The following is an 18,512-nucleotide window of genomic DNA, read 5'->3' as shown; positions in this document are numbered from 1 at the left end:
TACTAATAAGCTGATGATTTGATAAAACATGCACATGAATGTTGTTGCTGTTCGCGTCCACTTTGTGGTTCTCGATAGACGATCGAGAATCGACCACGTGTCACGCCCTGTTGGGTGTGGTGTGTGGTTCGAAACATGATGGTTTGTCCATAGTGTTTCGGCGGTCATAGCGAGAGGGAAACGCCCGGTTACATTCCGAACCCGGAAGCTAAGACTCTCAGCGCCGATGGTACTGCAGGGGGGACCCTGTGGGAGAGTAGGTCACCGCCGGACTTCTTCATGAGCCGGGGTTGGTTGGTGAGTGAGCAGAGATGCTCCTCACCAACCAACCCCGGCTTTTTTCATTTGCCATCAAGTACTACGCACCGCCTATGTGACAGTTCGGGCGGCAGCAGACGCACGAGTCAGGGACCCCGAAGCTCTGAACCGCGTTGAAGTAGGCTGGGTGGCGACGCAAGCGTCCAAGGTGAGGCGCATCCAAACGAGTACAACGACAATTCGACAGCGCATCCCGAGGAGCTATTCATGGACGCAAACGACAACGAGCGGCGAAGCTCAAACAACGACCGTGGAGCGGGCAACCGCAACGAACGCGGCGGCCAGGATGGCCGACGGGATGCCGGCGGACGAGGCGGCGAACGGAAGTCCTACGCGCCTCGCGATGGTGAGCGCCGCCCCTACAACTCGCGCGATGACCGCGGCGACAACCGCGGCGAGCGCAAGTCGTACCCGCCCCGCGACGGCGAGCGCAAGTCGTACCCGCCCCGCGATAGTGAGCGCCGCCCCTACAACTCGCGCGATGACCGCGGCGACAACCGCGGCGAGCGCAAGTCGTACCCGCCCCGCGATAGTGAGCGCCGCCCCTACAACTCGCGCGATGACCGCGGCGACAACCGTGGCGAGCGCAAGAGCTACCCGCCCCGTGACGGCGAGCGTAAGTCGTACCCGCCACGCGACGGCGAGCGTCGTTCCTTCGGATCGCGCGATGACCGCGGCGACAACCGTGGCGAGCGCAAGAGCTACCCGCCCCGTGACGGCGAGCGCAAGTCGTACGCTCCCCGTGACGGCGAGCGCAAGTCGTACGCTCCCCGCGACGGCGAGCGCAAGTCCTACCCGCCCCGCGATGGTGAGCGCCGCCCGTACAACTCACGCGACGACCGCGGCGACAGCCGTGGCGAGCGCAAGAGCTACCCGCCCCGTGACGGCGAGCGTCGTTCTTTCGGGTCGCGTGATGACCGCGGTGACAACCGCGGCGAGCGCAAGAGCTACCCGCCCCGCGATGGTGAGCGCAAGTCGTACGCCCCTCGTGACGGTGAGCGGAAGAGCTACCCGCCGCGCGACGGCGAGCGTAAGTCGTATGCTCCCCGTGACGGCGAGCGGAAGAGCTACCCGCCGCGCGATGCCGAGCGTAAGTCGTACCCGCCACGCGACGGCGAGCGTCGTTCCTTCGGATCGCGTGATGACCGCGGTGACAACCGCGGTGAGCGGAAGAGCTACCCGCCCCGCGATGGCGAGCGTAAGTCGTACCCGCCGCGCGATGGCGAGCGTAAGTCGTACCCGCCTCGCGACGGTGAGCGGAAGTCGTACCCGGCCCGCGATGGCGAGCGTAAGTCCTACGCTCCCCGGGACGGTGAGCGTCGTCCGTACAACTCGCGTGATGACCGCGGTGACAACCGTGGCGAGCGCAAGTCCTACCCGCCCCGCGACGGTGAGCGGAAGTCGTACGCTCCCCGGGATGGCGAGCGGAAGTCGTACCCGCCCCGCGATGGCGAGCGGAAGAGCTACCCGCCCCGGGACGGCGAGCGCAAGTCCTACCCGCCCCGCGACGGGGAACGCCGCTCATCCGGCCCCCGCAACGACAGCCGCGGCGGACGTGACGACCGTGGGCAGGACCGCCGAGGCGGTTTCGGCGGACGCGGTGGTCCCGCGCCGGAACGCCCGGAGCTGACGGAAGAGGAGCTGCTTGCACGCGAGCTGCGCCCGGTCCGCGCGGAGCACATCGACCCCATCGTGCCCGATGAGGTCAGCGAATCGGACCTGCCGAAGGGCGCCCGCAACGAGCTCAAGACGCTCGAGGCGACGAACCAGGAGTTCGTTGCCAGGCACCTCGTCATGGCCTCGGTCCTCATCGAGAGCGACCCGGAGCTGGCTCACCAGCACGCGGTCTCCGCGGCCCGTCGCGGCGGTCGAATCGCCATGGTCCGCGAGACGCTCGCGATCACGGCCTACACGATCGGCGACTACGCCCTCGCGCTGCGAGAGCTGCGCACCTACCGACGCATCAGCGGCAAGGAAGACCAGCTGGCGCTCATGATCGACAGCGAGCGTGGGCTCGGTCGCCCCGACCGAGCCCTCGAGCTGGGCCGCGCCGCCGACCGCACGGGCCTCGGCCCAGCGGAACTCGTCCAGGTTGCCATCGCCATGTCGGGCGCACGCCTCGACCAGGGCTCACCCGATCTTGCGCTCGCCGAGCTCGAGATCCCGCAGCTCGACCCCAAGCGCGCCTACTCGTACAGCCCGGCGCTCTTCGGCGCCTACGCGACCGTGCTCGAAGAGCTCGGCCGCCAGTCGGAGGCCGAGCGTTGGACTGCGCTCGCGACCCGTGCCCAGGACGCGCTCGACGCCGTCAAGCACGACGAGCACGAGACGATCGAGGTCATCACCGAGGGCGAGTTCCCACCGCTCGAGGATGAGGACGACGAGGAGGACGAGATCGACGAGATCGACGGCGAGGCTGCCCTCACCGAAGACACTGACTCGGACACCGAATCGACCGACGCCGCGGACAGCATCGACGGCGAAGACGCGGCTGAGGCCACCGCGGCTGAGGCCACCGACGCGCCCTACTCAAGCGACGACGACGATCTCGAAGCTGAAGTCGACGAGCTGCTCGCCGCCGGCGACGAGCTGACCACAGAGGCCAGCTCGACGAGCGACGCTGAACCTGTGGACGGCGCCGCCGCTGTGCTCGACGACGCAATGGTCGCCGAGGTCGAGGCGGAGGCAGACGAGATCGTCGCTGAAGCCGAGGCAGCCGATGACGTGGAGGCCGAGGCGGAGGACATCGTGGCCGAGGCCGAAGCCGCCGACGAGGTCGCCGAGGTGCAGGAGGAGGCAGACGAGATCGTCGCCGCCGCTGAGGAGCTCGAAGAGCTGGAAGACGAGGCGGACGCACCTGCCGTCCTCGAAGTCCAGCTCGACGTCGTTCCCGCTGCCCTCGAAGAGGAAGCAGCCGAGAAAGCCGGCGTAGAGCCGACGCAGCCGGAGGCCGCGGCTGCGGCCTCCGAGCCTGAGGCAGCTTCCGACGCCGAGGCTGACGACGAGAACGACGACAACGAAGGAAAGCGCAAGGGCGACGAGCCCGAGCCGCTCTTCGACCTGTGACCGGATGCGGGGCGGCGGATGCACTCTGCCGTCCCGCTCCTGCGTCCCCGGCGCGACTGCGTCACGCCACCACGCACTCAGCGATCAACGCGCCACGAGCACAACCCATGACGAGTACGAGCGCCGGCCCGGCACCGCACGGTGGCACGCTCAGAGAGACGAGAGATCCCGATGGCATTGTTCAAGAAGAGCACCGGAACCGGACCAGCTCCCCTCGACGGCGTGGACGTTGTGCTGGCCGATCTCGATGGTGTCGTCTACCGCGGCCCGAATCCGGTGCCGCACGCGGTCGAGAGCCTGAACGCGCTCGCGCCCGCCGGCATCCGCTCCGGCTACATCACGAACAACGCGTCACGCACTGACGAGCAGGTTGCTCAGCACCTGCGCGACCTCGGGCTGTCGCTCACCGCTGAGGATGTCGTCACGAGCCCGCAGGCTGCGGTCCGGCTGCTCTCCACGAAGGTCGCCCCTGGCGCGCTGATCCTCGTGGTCGGCGGCGATGGGCTCGTCGACGAGCTCGGGAAGGGCGGCTTCCGCGTGACGCGGTCCGCCGACGACGGACCGGACGCCGTGATCCAGGGCTTCGCGCCCCACGTCGGCTGGGAGCACCTCGCCGAGGCCTCGTTTGCGCTCGCCCGCGACATCCCGTGGGTCGCGACGAACCAGGACTGGACGATCCCCGTCGCCCGCGGGATCGCGCCCGGGAACGGCACGCTGGTCTCCGCAGTGCACACAGCGGTGCAGAAGCTGCCCCTCGTGGCGGGCAAGCCCGAGAAGGCGATCTTCGACGAGGCGGTGCGTCGCTTCGACGCGAAGAAGGCGCTGTTCATCGGCGACCGCCTCGACACCGACATCAAGGGCGCGGACAACGCCGGCATGACCTCGGCGTTCGTGCTCACGGGCGTTGACCGCCCGAAGCAGCTCATCGCGGCACCTCCCGGCCAGCGCCCCGACTTCATCCTGAGCGACCTGCGGGAGCTCTCGCAGCCGTACCCGAAGGTCATCGCCGAGCGTCCACAGGCCGAGCACGCCGTCGCGAGGGTCGGCGACGCCCAGGTCACGGTGCGCGGCATCGACGTCATCGTCGACCGCGCCGGATCCTCGCCCATCAACCTGCTGCGCGCGGGCTGCGCGGCGATCGCAGCCTCGGAGAAGCTGATCTACGCGCTCCGCGTGCCGGAGGTGCTGTACTCGGAGCTCGCCTCGTGAGCATCGAACACGCGGGTGAGGGCCACGAGGGAGCAGGTCGCACGGGCGGCGACCACGTCGTCGGGCCCGAAAACGAACTGACGCTGGAGCTCGAGCGGATCGGCGCCCTGCCAGTCTCTGAGCGGGCAGCCGAGTTCTCGCGAGTGCATCAGCAGCTCGGTCAGCTCCTCGAGAGCACCCCGGTCCAGCTCATCGATGGAGACCAGTCATGAACTCGCGATCTCAGAGCGCCGAAAGCGAAGCCCTCCAGCGGCTCGACACCGAGCTGACGCGCCGCGGTCTCGCGCGCAGTCGGACGGCGGCGGCGCGACTCATCGAGTCCGGCCTCGTGTCGGTCAACGGCGTCATCTCGACCAAGACCGGGGTGCGAGTCGCGCCTGGCGATGCGCTGGCCGTCGCCGGGGGAGACGACTTCGTCTCCCGCGCCGCGCACAAGCTCGTCGCCGGACTCGACGCCGTCCCGACCCTCGATCCGGCTGGGCGGGCAGCGCTCGACGTGGGAGCCTCGACCGGCGGATTCACGCAGGTGCTGCTCGCGCGCGGTGCCAGGCACGTGGTGGCCCTGGATGTCGGTCACGACCAGCTCGCGCCCGCCCTGCGCGAAGATCCCCGTGTGACGAACCTCGAGGGCGTCAACGCGCGCTTCACCGATGCTGAGCAGCTCGACGAGCTGCTCGAGGCCGCTGATGCTCCCGTGCGCTCTGGCGACCTCGACTTGGTCGTCGGCGATCTCTCGTTCATCTCGCTGACGAAGGTGATCGCCCCCATCCTGGCGATGGCGCCCGGTCTCACGGACGCGGTGCTGCTCATCAAGCCGCAGTTCGAGGTTGGCCGAACCGGCGTGAAGGGCGGCATCGTCCACGACCGGAAACTGGTCGCGCCCGCACTCGAGCGGGTGCTCGTCGAGGCGGCGAGTTGCGGGCTCGAACTCGTCTCGCTGCGCCCGTCGCCGATCGTCGGCACCCACGGCAACGCAGAATTCGTTGCGGTTCTCCGCACGTCGACAGGCGCGAGTCCAGCCGATGCTGACAGACTCGTCACTCTGCGACGAGCCATCGTCGAAGCGGAGGACCTGGAGGGAGATCGATGACGGAGTTCCCGAAGCGGCGCATCCTCGTCGTCAGCCACGTTGCCCGGGAGGACGCCATCGAGGCGGCCATGACCGTGCTGCAGCTGCTCGACGATGCGGGAGTCACGCCCGTGCTGGAGCCTGCGACCTACCGTGAGTTGGTGCGCCTCGATCGCAACCGGGTGCCCAGGACGACGATCTCGCTCGGGGAGGAGCTCGCGGCACACGAGGTGGAGATCGCGATCGTCCTCGGAGGCGACGGCACGATCCTCCGCGCCGCTGAGATCGTGCGCGAGGCAGGAGTGCCCATCCTCGGCGTCAACCTCGGCCACGTCGGGTTCCTCGCGGAGAGCGAGCGAGACTCGCTGGCGGATGCGGTGGGCCGCGCCCTCGACCGCGACTACCAGGTCGAGGAGCGCATGACCCTCGACGTCCGCGTCACGCTCGGCGGCGAGACCGTCTACGAGACGTGGGCCCTCAATGAGGCGACGATCGAGAAGGCCAGCAGGGAGCGGATGCTCGAGCTCGTCCTGGAGGTCGACGGTCAGCCGCTGCTGAGCTTCGGCGCCGACGGTGCCATCTTCTCCACGCCGACCGGCTCCACCGCATACTCGTTCTCGGCTGGCGGGCCTATCGTCTGGCCGACCGTCGAGGCCCTTCTGCTCGTGCCCATCAGCGCGCACGCACTCTTCGCGAGACCGATCGTGGTGGGGCCGAGCTCCACCCTCGCCGTGGAGATCGTGCCCAGAACCGGCACGCCCGGCGTGCTGTGGTGCGACGGGCGACGCACGTACGACCTGACCGCGGGCTCCCGCGTGACGGCGACGAGGGGCGGCGCCCCGATCCGTCTCGCGCGCCTGCACAGCGCGCCGTTCAGCAAGCGACTTGTCGAGAAGTTCCAACTCCCGACCTCAGGATGGCGAGGACCCGCACGCGCATGATTCTTGACATCGATATCTCCGGCCTCGGCGTCATCGAGCGAGCCGAGCTTCCCCTGGGGCCCGGTTTCACCGCGATCACGGGTGAGACCGGCGCGGGCAAGACCATGATCGTGACCGCACTCGGTCTGCTGCGCGGAGGACGCGCGTCTGCCGACGCCGTCCGCTCCGGAGCCAGCAAGGCCGTCGTCGAGGGGCGCTGGCAGCTGGACTCCGGCAGCCCCGCGGCGAGGCTCGCCGCAGACGCGGGCGCCGAGCTCGACGAGAACGACGAGCTCCTCGTGGCCCGCCAGGTGAGCGCTGAAGGCCGGAGCCGGGCCTGGCTCGGCGGGCGCGGTGTCCCCGCGTCGATCCTCGCCGACCTCGGCGAGCGGCTCGTGGTCGTGCACGGGCAGAGCGACCAGTGGCGGCTGCGCAGCGAGGGCGCGCAGCGAGCGGCGCTGGATGCGTTCGGTGGCGCTGAGCTGCGCACCGCGCGTTCAGCGGTCCGCGACGCGCACATCCGCCGCGGCGAGCTCCGCTCGGAGCTGCAGACGCTGAGCGACGCCGAGGCCGAGCGTGAGCTCGAAGCTGCCCGCCTGCGCCGCGCCCTGGCCGACATCGAGCCAGCCGAGCCCCAGCCGGGGGAGGACGTGACGCTTCTGGCGCGCATCGAGCGTCTCTCGAACCTCGAAGCCCTGCGCCGTGACGTCGGCCAGGCGCACGAGCTGCTCGCGGGGGACAGCTCCGCAGGGTTCGGCGGCGAGGGTGGCGGGAGCTCGACCGAGCTCGTCTCCCAGGTGCGATCCCTGATCGACAGCGCGACGTCGAGCGACCCCGCGCTGGGTGAGCTGGGACAGGCCGCGGCAGACATCTCGTTCGCGATCGACGAGCTCGGGCTCCGCCTCGCGAGCTACCTCGACGGACTCGAGGCGGAGGGGAGCGGCGAGCTGGCTCAGCTCAACGACCGCCTGACGCTGCTCACGAGCCTGACGCGCACGTACGGGCCGACCCTCGACGACGTCATCGAGCTCGGCTCGCAGGCCGGCATGCAGCTGCTCGAGCTCGAGAACGACTCCACGCGCATCCAGGAGCTGGAGACGCAGATCGCCGAGGCCGAGGAGACACTCGCAGCGGCGGCCTCGCGGCTCACCGACCTCCGGACGGCGACCGCCTCGGTGCTCGAAGAACGAGTCACGAAGGAGCTGCACGCGCTCGCGATGCCTGCGGCGCAGCTGACGGTCGAGATCTCGTCGCTCGACGAGATCGCCGCGCACGGAGGCGACCGTGTCGCGTTCATGCTCCGCCCGCACCCGGGAACGGAGCCCACACCCCTGGGCAAGGGGGCATCAGGCGGTGAGCTCTCCCGAGTCATGCTGGCCCTGGAAGTGGTGCTCGCCGATGTTAGCTCGGTGCCGACGCTCGTCTTCGACGAGGTCGACGCCGGCGTCGGAGGCTCCGCCGCCATCGAGATCGGGCGCCGCCTGCAGCGGCTCTCCGCGAACGCGCAGGTCATCGTCGTCACCCACCTGGCACAGGTCGCGGCGTTCTCGGACAACCACATCAGCATCGAGAAGTCGAGCGACGGGCAGTTCACCACGTCGAGCATCCGCCGGATCAGCGGGGCGGACCGCACGCAGGAGATCGCCCGGCTCCTGTCCGGACTCTCCGACAGCGAGACGGGAAACGCCCACGCCGAGGAGCTGCTGGAGCTCGCGGCGGCGAATCGAGCAACGCCGGGGAGCGTCGGACACGACGCAGGCGCAGACGGATCGCGGTCCGTCGTCTAAGATGGAATTCCGTGACTAGCGCAGATATCCCAGTTGCGGGAAACGACCAGGCCGTTGTCAAGCAGATCTATGTGACCGGGGGCGTCGTCTCCTCGCTCGGCAAGGGCTTGACCGCCGCCAGCCTGGGCAATCTGCTCAGGGCCCGAGGCCTGCGAGTCGTCATGCAGAAGCTCGACCCGTACCTGAACGTCGACCCGGGAACGATGAACCCGTTCCAGCACGGTGAGGTGTTCGTCACCAACGACGGCGCTGAGACCGACCTCGACATCGGGCACTACGAGCGCTTCCTCGACGTCGACCTCGCCCAGTCGGCGAACGTCACGACGGGACAGATCTACTCGAGCGTCATCGCCAAGGAGCGACGCGGCGAGTACCTCGGCGACACCGTGCAGGTCATCCCGCACATCACCGACGAGATCAAGCGCCGCATGCGCCTGCAGGCCAGCGAGGAGCCTCGCCCCGACGTCATCATCACCGAGGTCGGCGGCACCATCGGCGACATCGAGTCGCAGCCGTTCATCGAGTCGGCGCGCCAGCTGCGCCACGAGCTCGGCCGCGACAACGTCTTCTTCGTGCATGTCTCGCTCGTGCCGTTCATGGGCGCATCCGGGGAGCAGAAGACGAAGCCCACCCAGCACTCGGTCGCCGCGCTGCGCTCCGCCGGCATCCAGCCGGACGCTCTCGTGCTCCGCAGCGACCGCCCGGTGACGGAGAGCAACAAGCGCAAGATCGCGCTCATGTGCGACGTGCCCGAGCGTGCGGTCGTCAACACCATCGACCTGCCCTCGATCTACGACATCCCGCGCGTGCTGCGCGAGCAGGGCCTCGACGAGTACATCATCGAGCAGCTCAAGCTCCCGGCCGAGCCCATCGAGTGGAGCGCCTGGGAGCGCCTGCTCGAGGTCGTGCACCAGCCGAAGCACCAGATCACGGTCGGGCTCGTCGGCAAGTACATCGATCTGCCAGATGCCTACCTGTCGGTCACCGAGGCGCTGCGAGCCGGCGGCTTCGCGAACCAGACCCGCGTGAAGCTGCGCTGGATCCCGTCCGACGAGTGCGAGACGCACGACGGCGCGGCAGCACAGCTCAGCGACGTCGACGCGATCTGCGTGCCAGGCGGCTTCGGCATCCGCGGCATCGAGGGCAAGCTCGGCGCGCTGCGCTTCGCGCGTGACAACGCAATCCCCACGCTCGGCCTGTGCCTCGGCATGCAGTGCATGGTCATCGAGTACGCACGCAACGTCGTCGGCATCACCGACGCGAGCTCCTCCGAGTTCGACCCGGAGACGCCCAACCCCGTCATCGCGACGATGGCCGAGCAGGTCGACATCATCGAGACCGGCGACATGGGCGGGACCATGCGCCTCGGGTCCTACCCGGCGGCCCTCGACGAGGGGTCCATCATCGCGGAGCTCTACGGCTCGACGCTCGTCGAGGAGCGCCACCGCCACCGCTACGAGGTGAACAACGCGTACCGCGAGCAGATCGCGGATGCGGGGCTCCACTTCTCTGGGCTCTCCCCGGATGGCACGCTCGTCGAGTACGTGGAGCTGCCGCGCGAGGTGCACCCGTTCTACGTGGCGACGCAGGCGCACCCCGAGCTGAAGTCGCGCCCGAACAGCGCGCACCCGCTCTTCTCCGGCCTCGTCGCCGCCGGCCTCGAGCGTCAGCGCTCGGGACGCCTCGTCGACGTCGAGGAGAACGTGCAGGACGTGGACCAGGTCCAGCAGTGACCGACGCCGCCGGAGCGGGTCCGTTCGCCGACCAGGTCGCCGAGGACACGGTGCTCGAATCGAGCGTCGTGTTCCGCGGCGCCGTCTGGGATATCGTCCGGGAGCGGTTCCGCTTCGGTGACGAGGAGCTGACCCGGGAGTTCATGGCCCACACGGGCGCCGTCGCGGTGCTCGTGCTCGACGACGCCGACCGCATCCTCTTCATCCGCCAGTACCGTCACCCCGTCGGGCGGCGCGACTGGGAGCTGCCCGCAGGGCTTCTCGACGCGCCAGGCGAGGACCCGCTCGACGCGGCGAAGCGCGAACTCGCTGAAGAGGTGGACCTCGTCGCCGACCGCTGGGACGTGCTCCTCGACCAGTACACCTCGCCAGGCGGGAGCAGCGAGAACGTGCGCGTGTACCTCGCGCGCGCGGTCTCCTCGACGCCAGAGGCCTTCGCCCGCACCGGCGAGGAAGCGGAGCTGGAGCAGCGCTGGGTGGCGCTGCCGGAGGCGCTCGACGCCGTCCTCGCAGGCTCGGTGCAGAACCCGTTCGTCATCTCCGGCATCATGGCGCTCCACCTCGCGAAGGAGCGCGGCTGGTCGACGCTGCGCCCTGCCGGCGCGGAGTGGCCGACCCGGTCGCCGGGCCGCCCAGAGTAGTCGACGCGCCGTGGCTGCACATCCGGGTGATGCGAAGACGGACACGGCACTGCTCGACACCTACCTCCGACACCTGACCATCGAGCGTGGTCTGTCGAGCAACAGCCTCGGCGCCTACCGGCGCGACCTCGGCAAGTACCTCGAATGGCTCGAGGGCACCAACCGTGGGCCGATCGGTGCGGTGACCGCCGACGACGTGTCCGCGTTCCTCGCGCACCTCCGCGAAGGCGAGGGCCTGGCTGCGTCCTCCGTCTCGAGGGCCCTGTCGTCGGTCCGCGGCTTCCACCGGTTCCTGCTCGACGAAGGCGTGCTGGATGCGGACGCCACGACGCGCACGCGCGCCCCGAAGCTCCCGTCACGGCTCCCGAAGGCGCTCACGGTCGCCGAGGTCGAACGGCTGCTGCAGGCGGCTGACGGCGAGACGCTCGAGGCGATGCGCGATACGGCACTCGTCGAACTCCTCTACGCGAGCGGCGCCCGCATCTCCGAACTCGTCGACCTCAACGTCGACGATCTGATCGAGCCCGGCATCCTGCGGGTGCGAGGCAAGGGCAACAAGCAGCGCATCGTGCCGGTCGGCAGCTTCGCCCAGCGGGCGCTCGACCGCTACCTCGTGCGGGCGCGGCGTGAGCTCTCGACGCGGGGGAATGCGACTCCCGCGCTGTTCCTCGGCACACGAGGAGCGCGGCTGTCTCGGCAGAGCGCGTTCAACCTGCTGGACGCCATCGCGACGCGAGCCGACCTCGCGGGTCGAGTCTCCCCGCACACCCTGCGGCACTCCTTCGCGACCCACCTGCTCGAGGGCGGTGCTGACGTGCGAGTCGTCCAGGAGCTGCTTGGCCACGCCTCGGTGTCGACGACGCAGATCTACACGCTCGTGACCGCCGACACCCTGCGCGACGTGTACGCGACGAGCCATCCGCGCGCCACCCTCGGCGGAGGCTGAGGCGGGGATAGGATGCAGAGGTCATGAGCGAAGAGACGATCGAATCCACGCCCCGCAGCGCAAGCGCGGTGTCGACGCGACTCTACAACCACTTCGAGGTGCCGGAAGAGCTGGAGAGCCACGGCCCCGCGCGCATCATCTCGATGTGCAACCAGAAGGGTGGCGTCGGGAAGACCACGACGAGCATCAATCTCGGCGCATCCCTCGCCCTCTACGGTCGCCGGGTGCTGGCCGTCGACTTCGACCCCCAGGGTGCGCTGAGCGCCGGCCTCGGAATCCGCACGTACGACGTGCCGACCGTCTACGATCTGCTGATCGGCACGGTCAAGGACCCGCACGACGTCATCCAGGCCACCGCGTTCCCTGGCCTCGACGTGATGCCCGCCAACATCGACCTCTCCGCCGCGGAGGTGCACCTCGTCACCGAGGTCGCTCGCGAGCAGATCCTCGCGAGCGTGCTCCGCAAGGTGTCGAGCGAGTACGACGTCATCATCGTCGACTGCCAGCCGTCGCTGGGCCTCCTCACCGTCAACGCGCTCACGGCGAGCCACGGCGTCGTCATCCCGCTCGAATGCGAGTACTTCGCGCTCCGCGGTGTCGCGCTGCTCGTCGAGACCGTCGACAAGGTCCGCGACCGGTTGAACCCGTCGCTCGAGCTCGACGGCATCCTCCCCACGATGTACGACGGCCGCACGCTGCACTCGCGCGAGGTGCTCGACCGCGTGTACGAGGCGTTCGGCGACCAGGTCTTCGACACGGTCATCGGCCGCACGGTGAAGTTCCCCGACGCATCCGTCGCCGGAGTCCCCATCGTCCGATTCGCTCCAGAGCACACCGCGTCGAAGGCGTACCACCAGCTCGCGCGCGAGTTGATCGAACGTGGCGCCGTCGCCTAGCGCCCTGACCACCCGGGGAACCTCAGCACCGCGGGTCGGCGCCTCCGCCGCGCCCGACCTCGAAGGCGCGTCCGACCCCGACTTCCGGGTGTCGCTGAGCAACTTCGAGGGCCCGTTCGATCTGCTCCTCACCCTCATCTCGAAGCACGAGATGGACATCACCGAAGTGTCGCTGAGCCGCGTCACGAGTGAGTTCATCGGGTACCTCAACGATCTGTCGACGCCGGAAGAGCTCGACCGCGCGAGCGAGTTCATCGTCGTCGCCGCAACCCTCCTCGACATGAAGATCGTCAGCCTGCTGCCGCAGGGCGAGTATGTGGATGCGGAGGACGTGGCGATCCTGGAGGCGAGGGACCTGCTCTTCGCCCGTCTCCTGCAGTACAAGGCCTTCAAAGAGGTCTCCACCTGGTTCGCGGCCGCGCTCGGCGTCGAGGGGCAGCGCACGACCCGCGCCGTGCCGCTCGAGCCGAGGTTCAGGGAGCGCATCCCGGATCTCGTCTGGACGCTCTCGGCCGCCGACTTCGCGGCGCTCGCGACCCTCGCGCTCGCACCGCGCGAGATCCCGACCGTCGGCCTCACCCACCTGCACGCGCCCAAGGTGAGCATCCGCGAGCAGGCCCGGATCCTCGTCGCCCTGCTGCAGGATGGTGAGCCGCGGACGTTCCGCGAGCTCGTCGCCGACGCCGACGCCCGGGGTGTCGTCATCGCTCGCTTCCTCGCCCTCCTCGAGCTCTACCGGCGGGCAGCGCTCAGCTTCGAGCAGGAGACGCCCCTCGGCGAGCTGACGGTGACCTGGGATGCCGACGACTGGGACGCCGCGCAGCTCTCGAGCCTCGGAGACGACGATGACTGATCCGCGGCAGCTCGACCGCGCGGCCGAAGAAGCTCACCAGCCGAGCATCGACCTCGACCGAGCCGTCGAGGCGATCCTCTTCGTCGCCGACGAGCCGCTGTCGCTCGTGGCCATCGCCGGGGCCGTCAGCCGCCCCGTCCCCGATGTGCGCGCCTCCATCGGCCGTCTGGTCGCCGACTACAACGGTGACCTCGCTGGTCCCGAGCGCGGCTTCGAGCTGCGCGAAGTGGGTGGAGGATGGAGGCTCTACGTGCGCGAGAACCTCGACGACATCGTCGCCGACTTCGTGCTCACGCGTCAGCCGTCGAAGCTCTCGCAGGCCGCGCTCGAGACGCTGGCCGTCATCGCGTACCGCCAGCCGATCACGCGTTCGCAGGTGGCGCAGGTGCGCGCCGTGAACGTCGACTCGGTGGTGCGTACTCTGGTAGCACGTGGCCTCATCGCAGAAGACGGCCACGACGACGTGACCGGGGCCATTCGCTACGTCACGACTCAGACGCTTCTGGTGCATCTGGGACTCAACTCGCTCGACGAGCTGCCCAAGATCTCACCTCTGCTCGACGAAGGACAGGACGGATTCCATGAGTGACCAGCGAGGGCGCGGATCGCGCCGCGGCGACACCGACCGCACCGCCGACGAGGCAGCGGCACTCCGCCAGGCGGCGCAGGCTCGCCCCGAAGGCGGCTACTCGATGGACGACTTCGACGACATCCCGCTCGCGGGGCGTGAAGCCGAACCGGCGCCGGAGCGGAGCGACGGCGTGCGCCTGCAGAAGGCCCTCGCCGCGGCCGGCGTCGCCTCGCGTCGCGTGTGCGAGCAGTACATCACGCAGGGTCGTATCGAGGTCAACGGCGTCGTCGTGACCGAGCTCGGCAGCCGCATCTTCCCGGACCGCGACGAGGTCGCCGTCGACGGCACGCCCATCCAGCTGGACCCGAGCAAGCGCTACGTCGTGCTCAACAAGCCGACCGGCGTCGTCTCCACGATGCGTGATGAGCAGGGACGCCCCGACCTCCGCGAGTTCACGAGGGAGTTCAGCGAGCGGGTCTACAACGTCGGCAGGCTCGACGTCGACACGAGCGGCCTGCTCATCCTCACCAACGACGGTGAGCTCGCGCACGTGCTCGCGCACCCGTCCTTCGGTGTCGAGAAGACGTACATCGCACGCGTCGACGGGCGGGTCTCCGCGAAGGCCCTGCAGCGCCTCCGCCAGGGCTTCGAGCTCGAGGACGGCTTCATCAAAGCCGACAGCGCGAGGCTCCTCGCCGACCAGCCCAGCCGCACCGCCTCGCTTGTCGAGATCGTGCTGCATTCCGGCCGCAACCGGATCGTGCGTCGCATGCTCGAGGAGGTCGGCCACCCCGTCACCGCGCTCGTCCGCCGCAGCTTCGGCCCGCTGAACCTCGGCACCCTCCGCGAAGGCGAGATGCGCGAGTTCACTACACTGGAACTCGGCCGCATCCTGAAGCTCGCCCGGCGAGCCGGGGAGCAGCGCGACGGCGGCTCCCTCACCCAGGCGGCAGAGCCGGCTCGCGAGCCCAAGCAGGGCCGCGGCCCGCGGCAGGCGCCGCCCACCAGATCGAAAGGTCGTCGATGACGCCAACTCGAACCAACTCCCCGGTGCGGGTGGTCGGTGCCGGGCTGCTCGGCACCAGCGTCGGGCACGCCCTGCGCAGGCTCGGCGTCGACGTCCAGCTCGACGACATCTCACCTTCGGTGCTCCAGCTCGCCGTCGACTACGGGGCGGGGACCCTGGCCGCTGACGCCGCCGGGGGAGAAGCGCCGCGGATCGTCGTCGTCTGCGTGCCCCCTGACGTGACCGGCCAGGTCGTGGCCGCGGAACTCGAACGCTGGCCCGACGCCATCGTGACCGACGTCGCGAGCGTGAAGTCTGCGCCGCTCGCAGAGCTCGTCGCCCGAGGCGCCGACATCAGCCGCTACCTCGGGTCGCACCCCATGGCCGGGCGCGAGACGGGCGGGCCGCTCTCGGGCCGCGCAGACCTCTTCGTCGGCCGCCCCTGGGTCATCGCGCACCACGAGCAGACCAGCGTCTTCGCGCTGCAGGAGATCGAGGGGCTCGCCCTCGACGTCGGCGCCACTCCCGTCGCCATGACCGCGGACGATCACGACCGGGCCGTCGCGCTCGTCTCGCACGTTCCCCAGCTCGTCTCCACGCTGCTCGCCTCGCGTCTCGTCGACGACGAGGACGGGGCCACGGCGCTCGCGGGCCAAGGCCTGCGGGACCTCACGCGCATCGCATCCAGCGACCCCGTGCTGTGGACGCAGATCCTCACCGCGAACGCCGCCCCGACCGCTGCTGTGCTCCGCAAGCTGCAGGCAGACCTCGACAAGGTCGCCAGCGCACTCGAGCACAGCCACGAACGCGGCTCGGGCCGCATCATCGCCGAGCAGCTCGCGACCGGCAACGCCGGCGTCGCGCGGCTGCCAGGCAAGCACGGCTCCTCGAGGCGTGAGTTCGACTCCGTCACGGTCATGATCGACGACAAGCCAGGCCAGCTCGCGAAGCTCATGGGCGACGTGGGCGACGCCCAGGTCAACGTCGAGGACTTCCGCATGGAGCACGCTCAGGCCTCCAACGTCGGCCTCGTCGTCATCTCCGTCGTCCCCTCGGCAACCGCGAAGCTCGTCGACGAGCTCGAACAGCGCGGATGGAGGATCGCCGCATGACCGAGACCACCCCGATCAGCCACGACGCCCTCGCCGCTGGCACTCCCGTCGTCGTCGCCGTCGACGGGCCGGCAGGCTCCGGCAAGTCGAGCGTCTGCCGTGAGAGCGCGCGACGCCTCGGCTTCGGCTACCTCGACACAGGTGCCGCGTACCGCGCGCTCACCTGGTTCGCGATCGACAGCGGATGCGACCTCGACGACGTCGACGCCGTCGCGGCACTGCTCCCGAGCTTCATCGACCGGTACCGCATCTCGGAGAGCCCGGACGAACGCTGGGTTCGCGTCGGCGAGAGCGACGTCACGGAGCTCATCCGCGACACCGCCATCTCCGGCGAGGTCTGGCGGGTCTCCCGCGTGCCTGCTGCCCGCGAGGCCCTCACGGCGCTCTTCCGGAGCACCATGGCCGGCACCACGAGCCCAGGCATCATCGCCGAGGGTCGGGACATCACGACGGTCGTGGCCGCGGATGCCCCTGCGCGCATCCTCATGACCGCCGACGAGGCCGTGCGCATCGCGCGCAGGGCGGGCGAGAAGGTCGGCGAGACCGTCGCCGCCGTTGCGGAGTCCGTGTCAGCGCGCGACGCCCGCGACGCCAAGGTCACCAACTTCACCGAAGCCGCCGACGGCGTCACGGTGCTCGACACGACAAGGCTCGACTTCGAGCAGTCGGTCGAGGAATTCCTGCGGATCGTCGCCTCGGCGACACCAGGTCCGCACCAGACGACAGCACCGTCGCTGGCAGCCGCCCCAAGCGCTGTCAGACACGACAACACGAAGGAGTCACGATGACTGACGACCAAGGACGGAACGACGAGGCGACCGACGCCTCCGAGGAGTTCGACCCAGCAGGCGGCGAAGAGCTCGTCGCGCGCCTCGAGGAGCTCGACGACACGGTCGTGGAGAAGCGCACCCAGGCGCTGCGCCAGAGCCTCGACGACTACGAGCTCGAGGAAGACGACCTCGAGGTGCTGCTCGGCGCCTCCGAGGACGGCGACGCCATCACCTACCTGCCCGCGCTCCCCGTGCTCGCAGTCGTGGGACGCCCGAACGTGGGCAAGAGCGCACTGGTCAACCGCATCATCGGCCGCCGCGAGGCTGTCGTCGAGGACACCCCCGGTGTCACGCGCGACCGCGTCTCGTACAAGGCCGAGTGGAACAACCGCTGGTACACGATCGTCGACACCGGCGGGTGGGAGCCGGATGCCAAGGGCATCGACCTCTCCGTCGCTCAGCAGGCCGAGATCGCCGTCGAGCTCGCTGACGCGGTCCTGTTCGTCGTCGACGCGAACGTCGGCCCGACCGCGACCGATGAGCACGTCGTGAAGCTGCTCCGCCGCACCGACCGGCCCGTCATCCTGGTCGCGAACAAGGTCGACGACGCCGTGCAGGAGCCGAACGCAGCGCAGCTGTGGAGCCTCGGCCTCGGTGAGCCGTGGCCGGTCTCCGCCGTGCACGGCCGCGGCGTCGCGGACCTCCTCGACAAGGTCATCGAGATCCTCCCCGAGGTCTCGAAGGTCGCGAAGGAGGAGATCGGCGGACCCCGCCGCGTCGCCATCCTGGGACGCCCGAACGTCGGCAAGTCAAGCCTCCTCAACAAGGCCGCAGGCGAGGAGCGCGTCGTCGTCAACTCGCTCGCTGGCACGACGCGCGACCCCGTCGACGAGCAGGTTGAGCTGGGTGGCAAGATCTGGCGCTTCGTCGACACGGCCGGCATCCGCCGCCGCGTGCACCTGCAGCAGGGCGCCGACTTCTACGCCTCGCTGCGAACGACGGCAGCTCTTGAGAAGGCCGAGGTCGCCGTCGTGGTCCTCGACGTGACCGAGGCCGTCAACGTGCAGGATCTGCGCATCATCGACCTCGTCCTCGAGTCCGGCCGCGCGCTGGTGCTCGCGTTCAACAAGTGGGACATGCTCGACGACGAACGCCGCTGGCAGCTCGAACGTGAGGTCGAGCGGGACCTCGCCCACGTCGCCTGGGCGCCGCGCGTCAACATCTCCGCGAAGACGGGGCGCCACCTCGAGAAGCTCGTGCCAGCCCTCGAGCTCGCCCTCGACTCGTGGGACACGCGCATCCCGACCGGCAAGTTCAACGCCTTCCTGGCCGAGCTCACGGCGGAGTTCCCGCACCCGCTCCGAGGCGGAAAGCAGCCGCGCATCCTGTTCGGCACGCAGGCGCAGACGCGCCCGCCGACATTCGTGCTCTTCACGACCGGCTTCCTCGACCCGGGTTACCGCCGCTTCATCCAGCGTCGCCTGCGCGAGGTGTACGGCTTCGAGGGGTCGCCCATCATCACGAACATGCGTGTTCGCGAGAAGCGGGCCAAGCGCAGCTGATCGAGCCCTCGAGCTTGATGGGGCCAGTCCAGTTCGACCCGCTCGGGTCGGCG

At 69.4% G+C, this 18,512-nt stretch carries 16 protein-coding genes and 1 rRNA gene; all 17 read left to right on the top strand.

What is annotated here, in order from left to right:
* The first annotated feature begins 156 nt into the window (after positions 1-156).
* The 17 genes from rrf to der all read left to right on the top strand — a co-directional run bounded on the left by rrf (position 157) and on the right by der (position 18,459).
* Positions 157-273, top strand: a 5S ribosomal RNA gene (rrf, locus tag HDC34_RS12245).
* Positions 274-525: 252 nt separating this feature from the next.
* Complete coding sequence (locus HDC34_RS12240; protein WP_179557028.1) at positions 526-3,384, top strand: hypothetical protein; 2,859 nt, start codon at positions 526-528, stop codon at positions 3,382-3,384.
* A gap of 171 nt (positions 3,385-3,555) precedes the next feature.
* Positions 3,556-4,593 (top strand): HAD-IIA family hydrolase, encoded by a 1,038-nt coding sequence (locus HDC34_RS12235; RefSeq protein ID WP_104312649.1) that lies wholly within the window; start codon positions 3,556-3,558, stop codon positions 4,591-4,593.
* The gene (locus HDC34_RS12230; protein WP_179557027.1) at positions 4,590-4,805 is read left to right on the top strand and encodes a hypothetical protein; all 216 of its coding nucleotides are present in this window, start codon (positions 4,590-4,592) and stop codon (positions 4,803-4,805) included. The genes HDC34_RS12235 and HDC34_RS12230 overlap by 4 nt, the downstream gene beginning before the upstream one ends.
* Positions 4,802-5,683 carry a TlyA family RNA methyltransferase gene (locus tag HDC34_RS12225; RefSeq protein WP_104312647.1) on the top strand — a complete coding sequence of 294 codons (882 nt, stop codon included), beginning with the start codon at positions 4,802-4,804 and terminating at the stop codon, positions 5,681-5,683. The genes HDC34_RS12230 and HDC34_RS12225 overlap by 4 nt, the downstream gene beginning before the upstream one ends.
* Positions 5,680-6,603: an NAD kinase gene (locus HDC34_RS12220; protein ID WP_104312646.1), complete on the top strand. Its 924-nt coding sequence runs from the start codon at positions 5,680-5,682 to the stop codon at positions 6,601-6,603. Before HDC34_RS12225 ends, HDC34_RS12220 begins: the two co-directional genes overlap by 4 nt.
* Positions 6,600-8,369, top strand: coding sequence for a DNA repair protein RecN (gene recN / locus HDC34_RS12215; RefSeq protein ID WP_179557026.1), 1,770 nt, complete (start codon positions 6,600-6,602; stop codon positions 8,367-8,369). The genes HDC34_RS12220 and recN overlap by 4 nt, the downstream gene beginning before the upstream one ends.
* An 11-nt stretch (positions 8,370-8,380) precedes the next feature.
* On the top strand, positions 8,381-10,102 hold the full coding sequence (locus HDC34_RS12210) for a CTP synthase (protein ID WP_244295986.1): 1,722 nt from the start codon (positions 8,381-8,383) through the stop codon (positions 10,100-10,102).
* Complete coding sequence (locus HDC34_RS12205) at positions 10,099-10,743, top strand: NUDIX hydrolase (RefSeq protein ID WP_104312645.1); 645 nt, start codon at positions 10,099-10,101, stop codon at positions 10,741-10,743. The genes HDC34_RS12210 and HDC34_RS12205 overlap by 4 nt, the downstream gene beginning before the upstream one ends.
* Before the next feature lie 10 nt (positions 10,744-10,753).
* Positions 10,754-11,689 (top strand): site-specific tyrosine recombinase XerD, encoded by a 936-nt coding sequence (gene xerD / locus HDC34_RS12200; RefSeq protein WP_179557025.1) that lies wholly within the window; start codon positions 10,754-10,756, stop codon positions 11,687-11,689.
* 23 nt (positions 11,690-11,712) lie between these two features.
* A complete protein-coding gene (locus tag HDC34_RS12195; RefSeq protein WP_179557024.1) occupies positions 11,713-12,585 on the top strand; it encodes a ParA family protein in 873 nt (290 codons plus the stop codon).
* On the top strand, positions 12,569-13,438 hold the full coding sequence (locus HDC34_RS12190) for a ScpA family protein (protein WP_374757231.1): 870 nt from the start codon (positions 12,569-12,571) through the stop codon (positions 13,436-13,438). Before HDC34_RS12195 ends, HDC34_RS12190 begins: the two co-directional genes overlap by 17 nt.
* Complete coding sequence (scpB, locus tag HDC34_RS12185) at positions 13,431-14,027, top strand: SMC-Scp complex subunit ScpB (protein WP_179557023.1); 597 nt, start codon at positions 13,431-13,433, stop codon at positions 14,025-14,027. Before HDC34_RS12190 ends, scpB begins: the two co-directional genes overlap by 8 nt.
* Positions 14,028-14,130: 103 nt before the next feature.
* Complete coding sequence (locus HDC34_RS12180; protein WP_179557190.1) at positions 14,131-15,036, top strand: pseudouridine synthase; 906 nt, start codon at positions 14,131-14,133, stop codon at positions 15,034-15,036.
* A complete protein-coding gene (locus HDC34_RS12175; RefSeq protein WP_179557022.1) occupies positions 15,033-16,127 on the top strand; it encodes a prephenate dehydrogenase in 1,095 nt (364 codons plus the stop codon). Before HDC34_RS12180 ends, HDC34_RS12175 begins: the two co-directional genes overlap by 4 nt.
* Complete coding sequence (locus tag HDC34_RS12170) at positions 16,124-16,915, top strand: d(CMP) kinase (RefSeq protein WP_104312650.1); 792 nt, start codon at positions 16,124-16,126, stop codon at positions 16,913-16,915. Before HDC34_RS12175 ends, HDC34_RS12170 begins: the two co-directional genes overlap by 4 nt.
* Positions 16,912-18,459, top strand: coding sequence for a ribosome biogenesis GTPase Der (gene der / locus HDC34_RS12165; RefSeq protein WP_104252546.1), 1,548 nt, complete (start codon positions 16,912-16,914; stop codon positions 18,457-18,459). Before HDC34_RS12170 ends, der begins: the two co-directional genes overlap by 4 nt.
* The last annotated feature ends 53 nt before the right edge of the window (positions 18,460-18,512 follow it).

Source organism: Pseudoclavibacter sp. JAI123, assembly GCF_013409665.1.
GTDB lineage: Bacteria > Actinomycetota > Actinomycetes > Actinomycetales > Microbacteriaceae > Pseudoclavibacter.
This window is presented reverse-complemented; position numbering and strand designations above follow the sequence as displayed.

Excerpts from the sequence above, each read along its gene's own strand:
- HDC34_RS12240 (WP_179557028.1), top strand. The coding sequence starts at position 526 with ATGGACGCAAACGACAACGAGCGGCGAAGCTCAAACAACGACCGTGGA.
- HDC34_RS12235 (WP_104312649.1), top strand. The coding sequence starts at position 3,556 with ATGGCATTGTTCAAGAAGAGCACCGGAACCGGACCAGCTCCCCTCGAC.
- HDC34_RS12225 (WP_104312647.1), top strand. The coding sequence starts at position 4,802 with ATGAACTCGCGATCTCAGAGCGCCGAAAGCGAAGCCCTCCAGCGGCTC.
- HDC34_RS12220 (WP_104312646.1), top strand. The coding sequence starts at position 5,680 with ATGACGGAGTTCCCGAAGCGGCGCATCCTCGTCGTCAGCCACGTTGCC.
- recN (WP_179557026.1), top strand. The coding sequence starts at position 6,600 with ATGATTCTTGACATCGATATCTCCGGCCTCGGCGTCATCGAGCGAGCC.
- HDC34_RS12195 (WP_179557024.1), top strand. The coding sequence starts at position 11,713 with ATGAGCGAAGAGACGATCGAATCCACGCCCCGCAGCGCAAGCGCGGTG.
- scpB (WP_179557023.1), top strand. The coding sequence starts at position 13,431 with ATGACTGATCCGCGGCAGCTCGACCGCGCGGCCGAAGAAGCTCACCAG.
- HDC34_RS12180 (WP_179557190.1), top strand. The coding sequence starts at position 14,131 with ATGGACGACTTCGACGACATCCCGCTCGCGGGGCGTGAAGCCGAACCG.
- HDC34_RS12175 (WP_179557022.1), top strand. The coding sequence starts at position 15,033 with ATGACGCCAACTCGAACCAACTCCCCGGTGCGGGTGGTCGGTGCCGGG.
- HDC34_RS12170 (WP_104312650.1), top strand. The coding sequence starts at position 16,124 with ATGACCGAGACCACCCCGATCAGCCACGACGCCCTCGCCGCTGGCACT.
- der (WP_104252546.1), top strand. The coding sequence starts at position 16,912 with ATGACTGACGACCAAGGACGGAACGACGAGGCGACCGACGCCTCCGAG.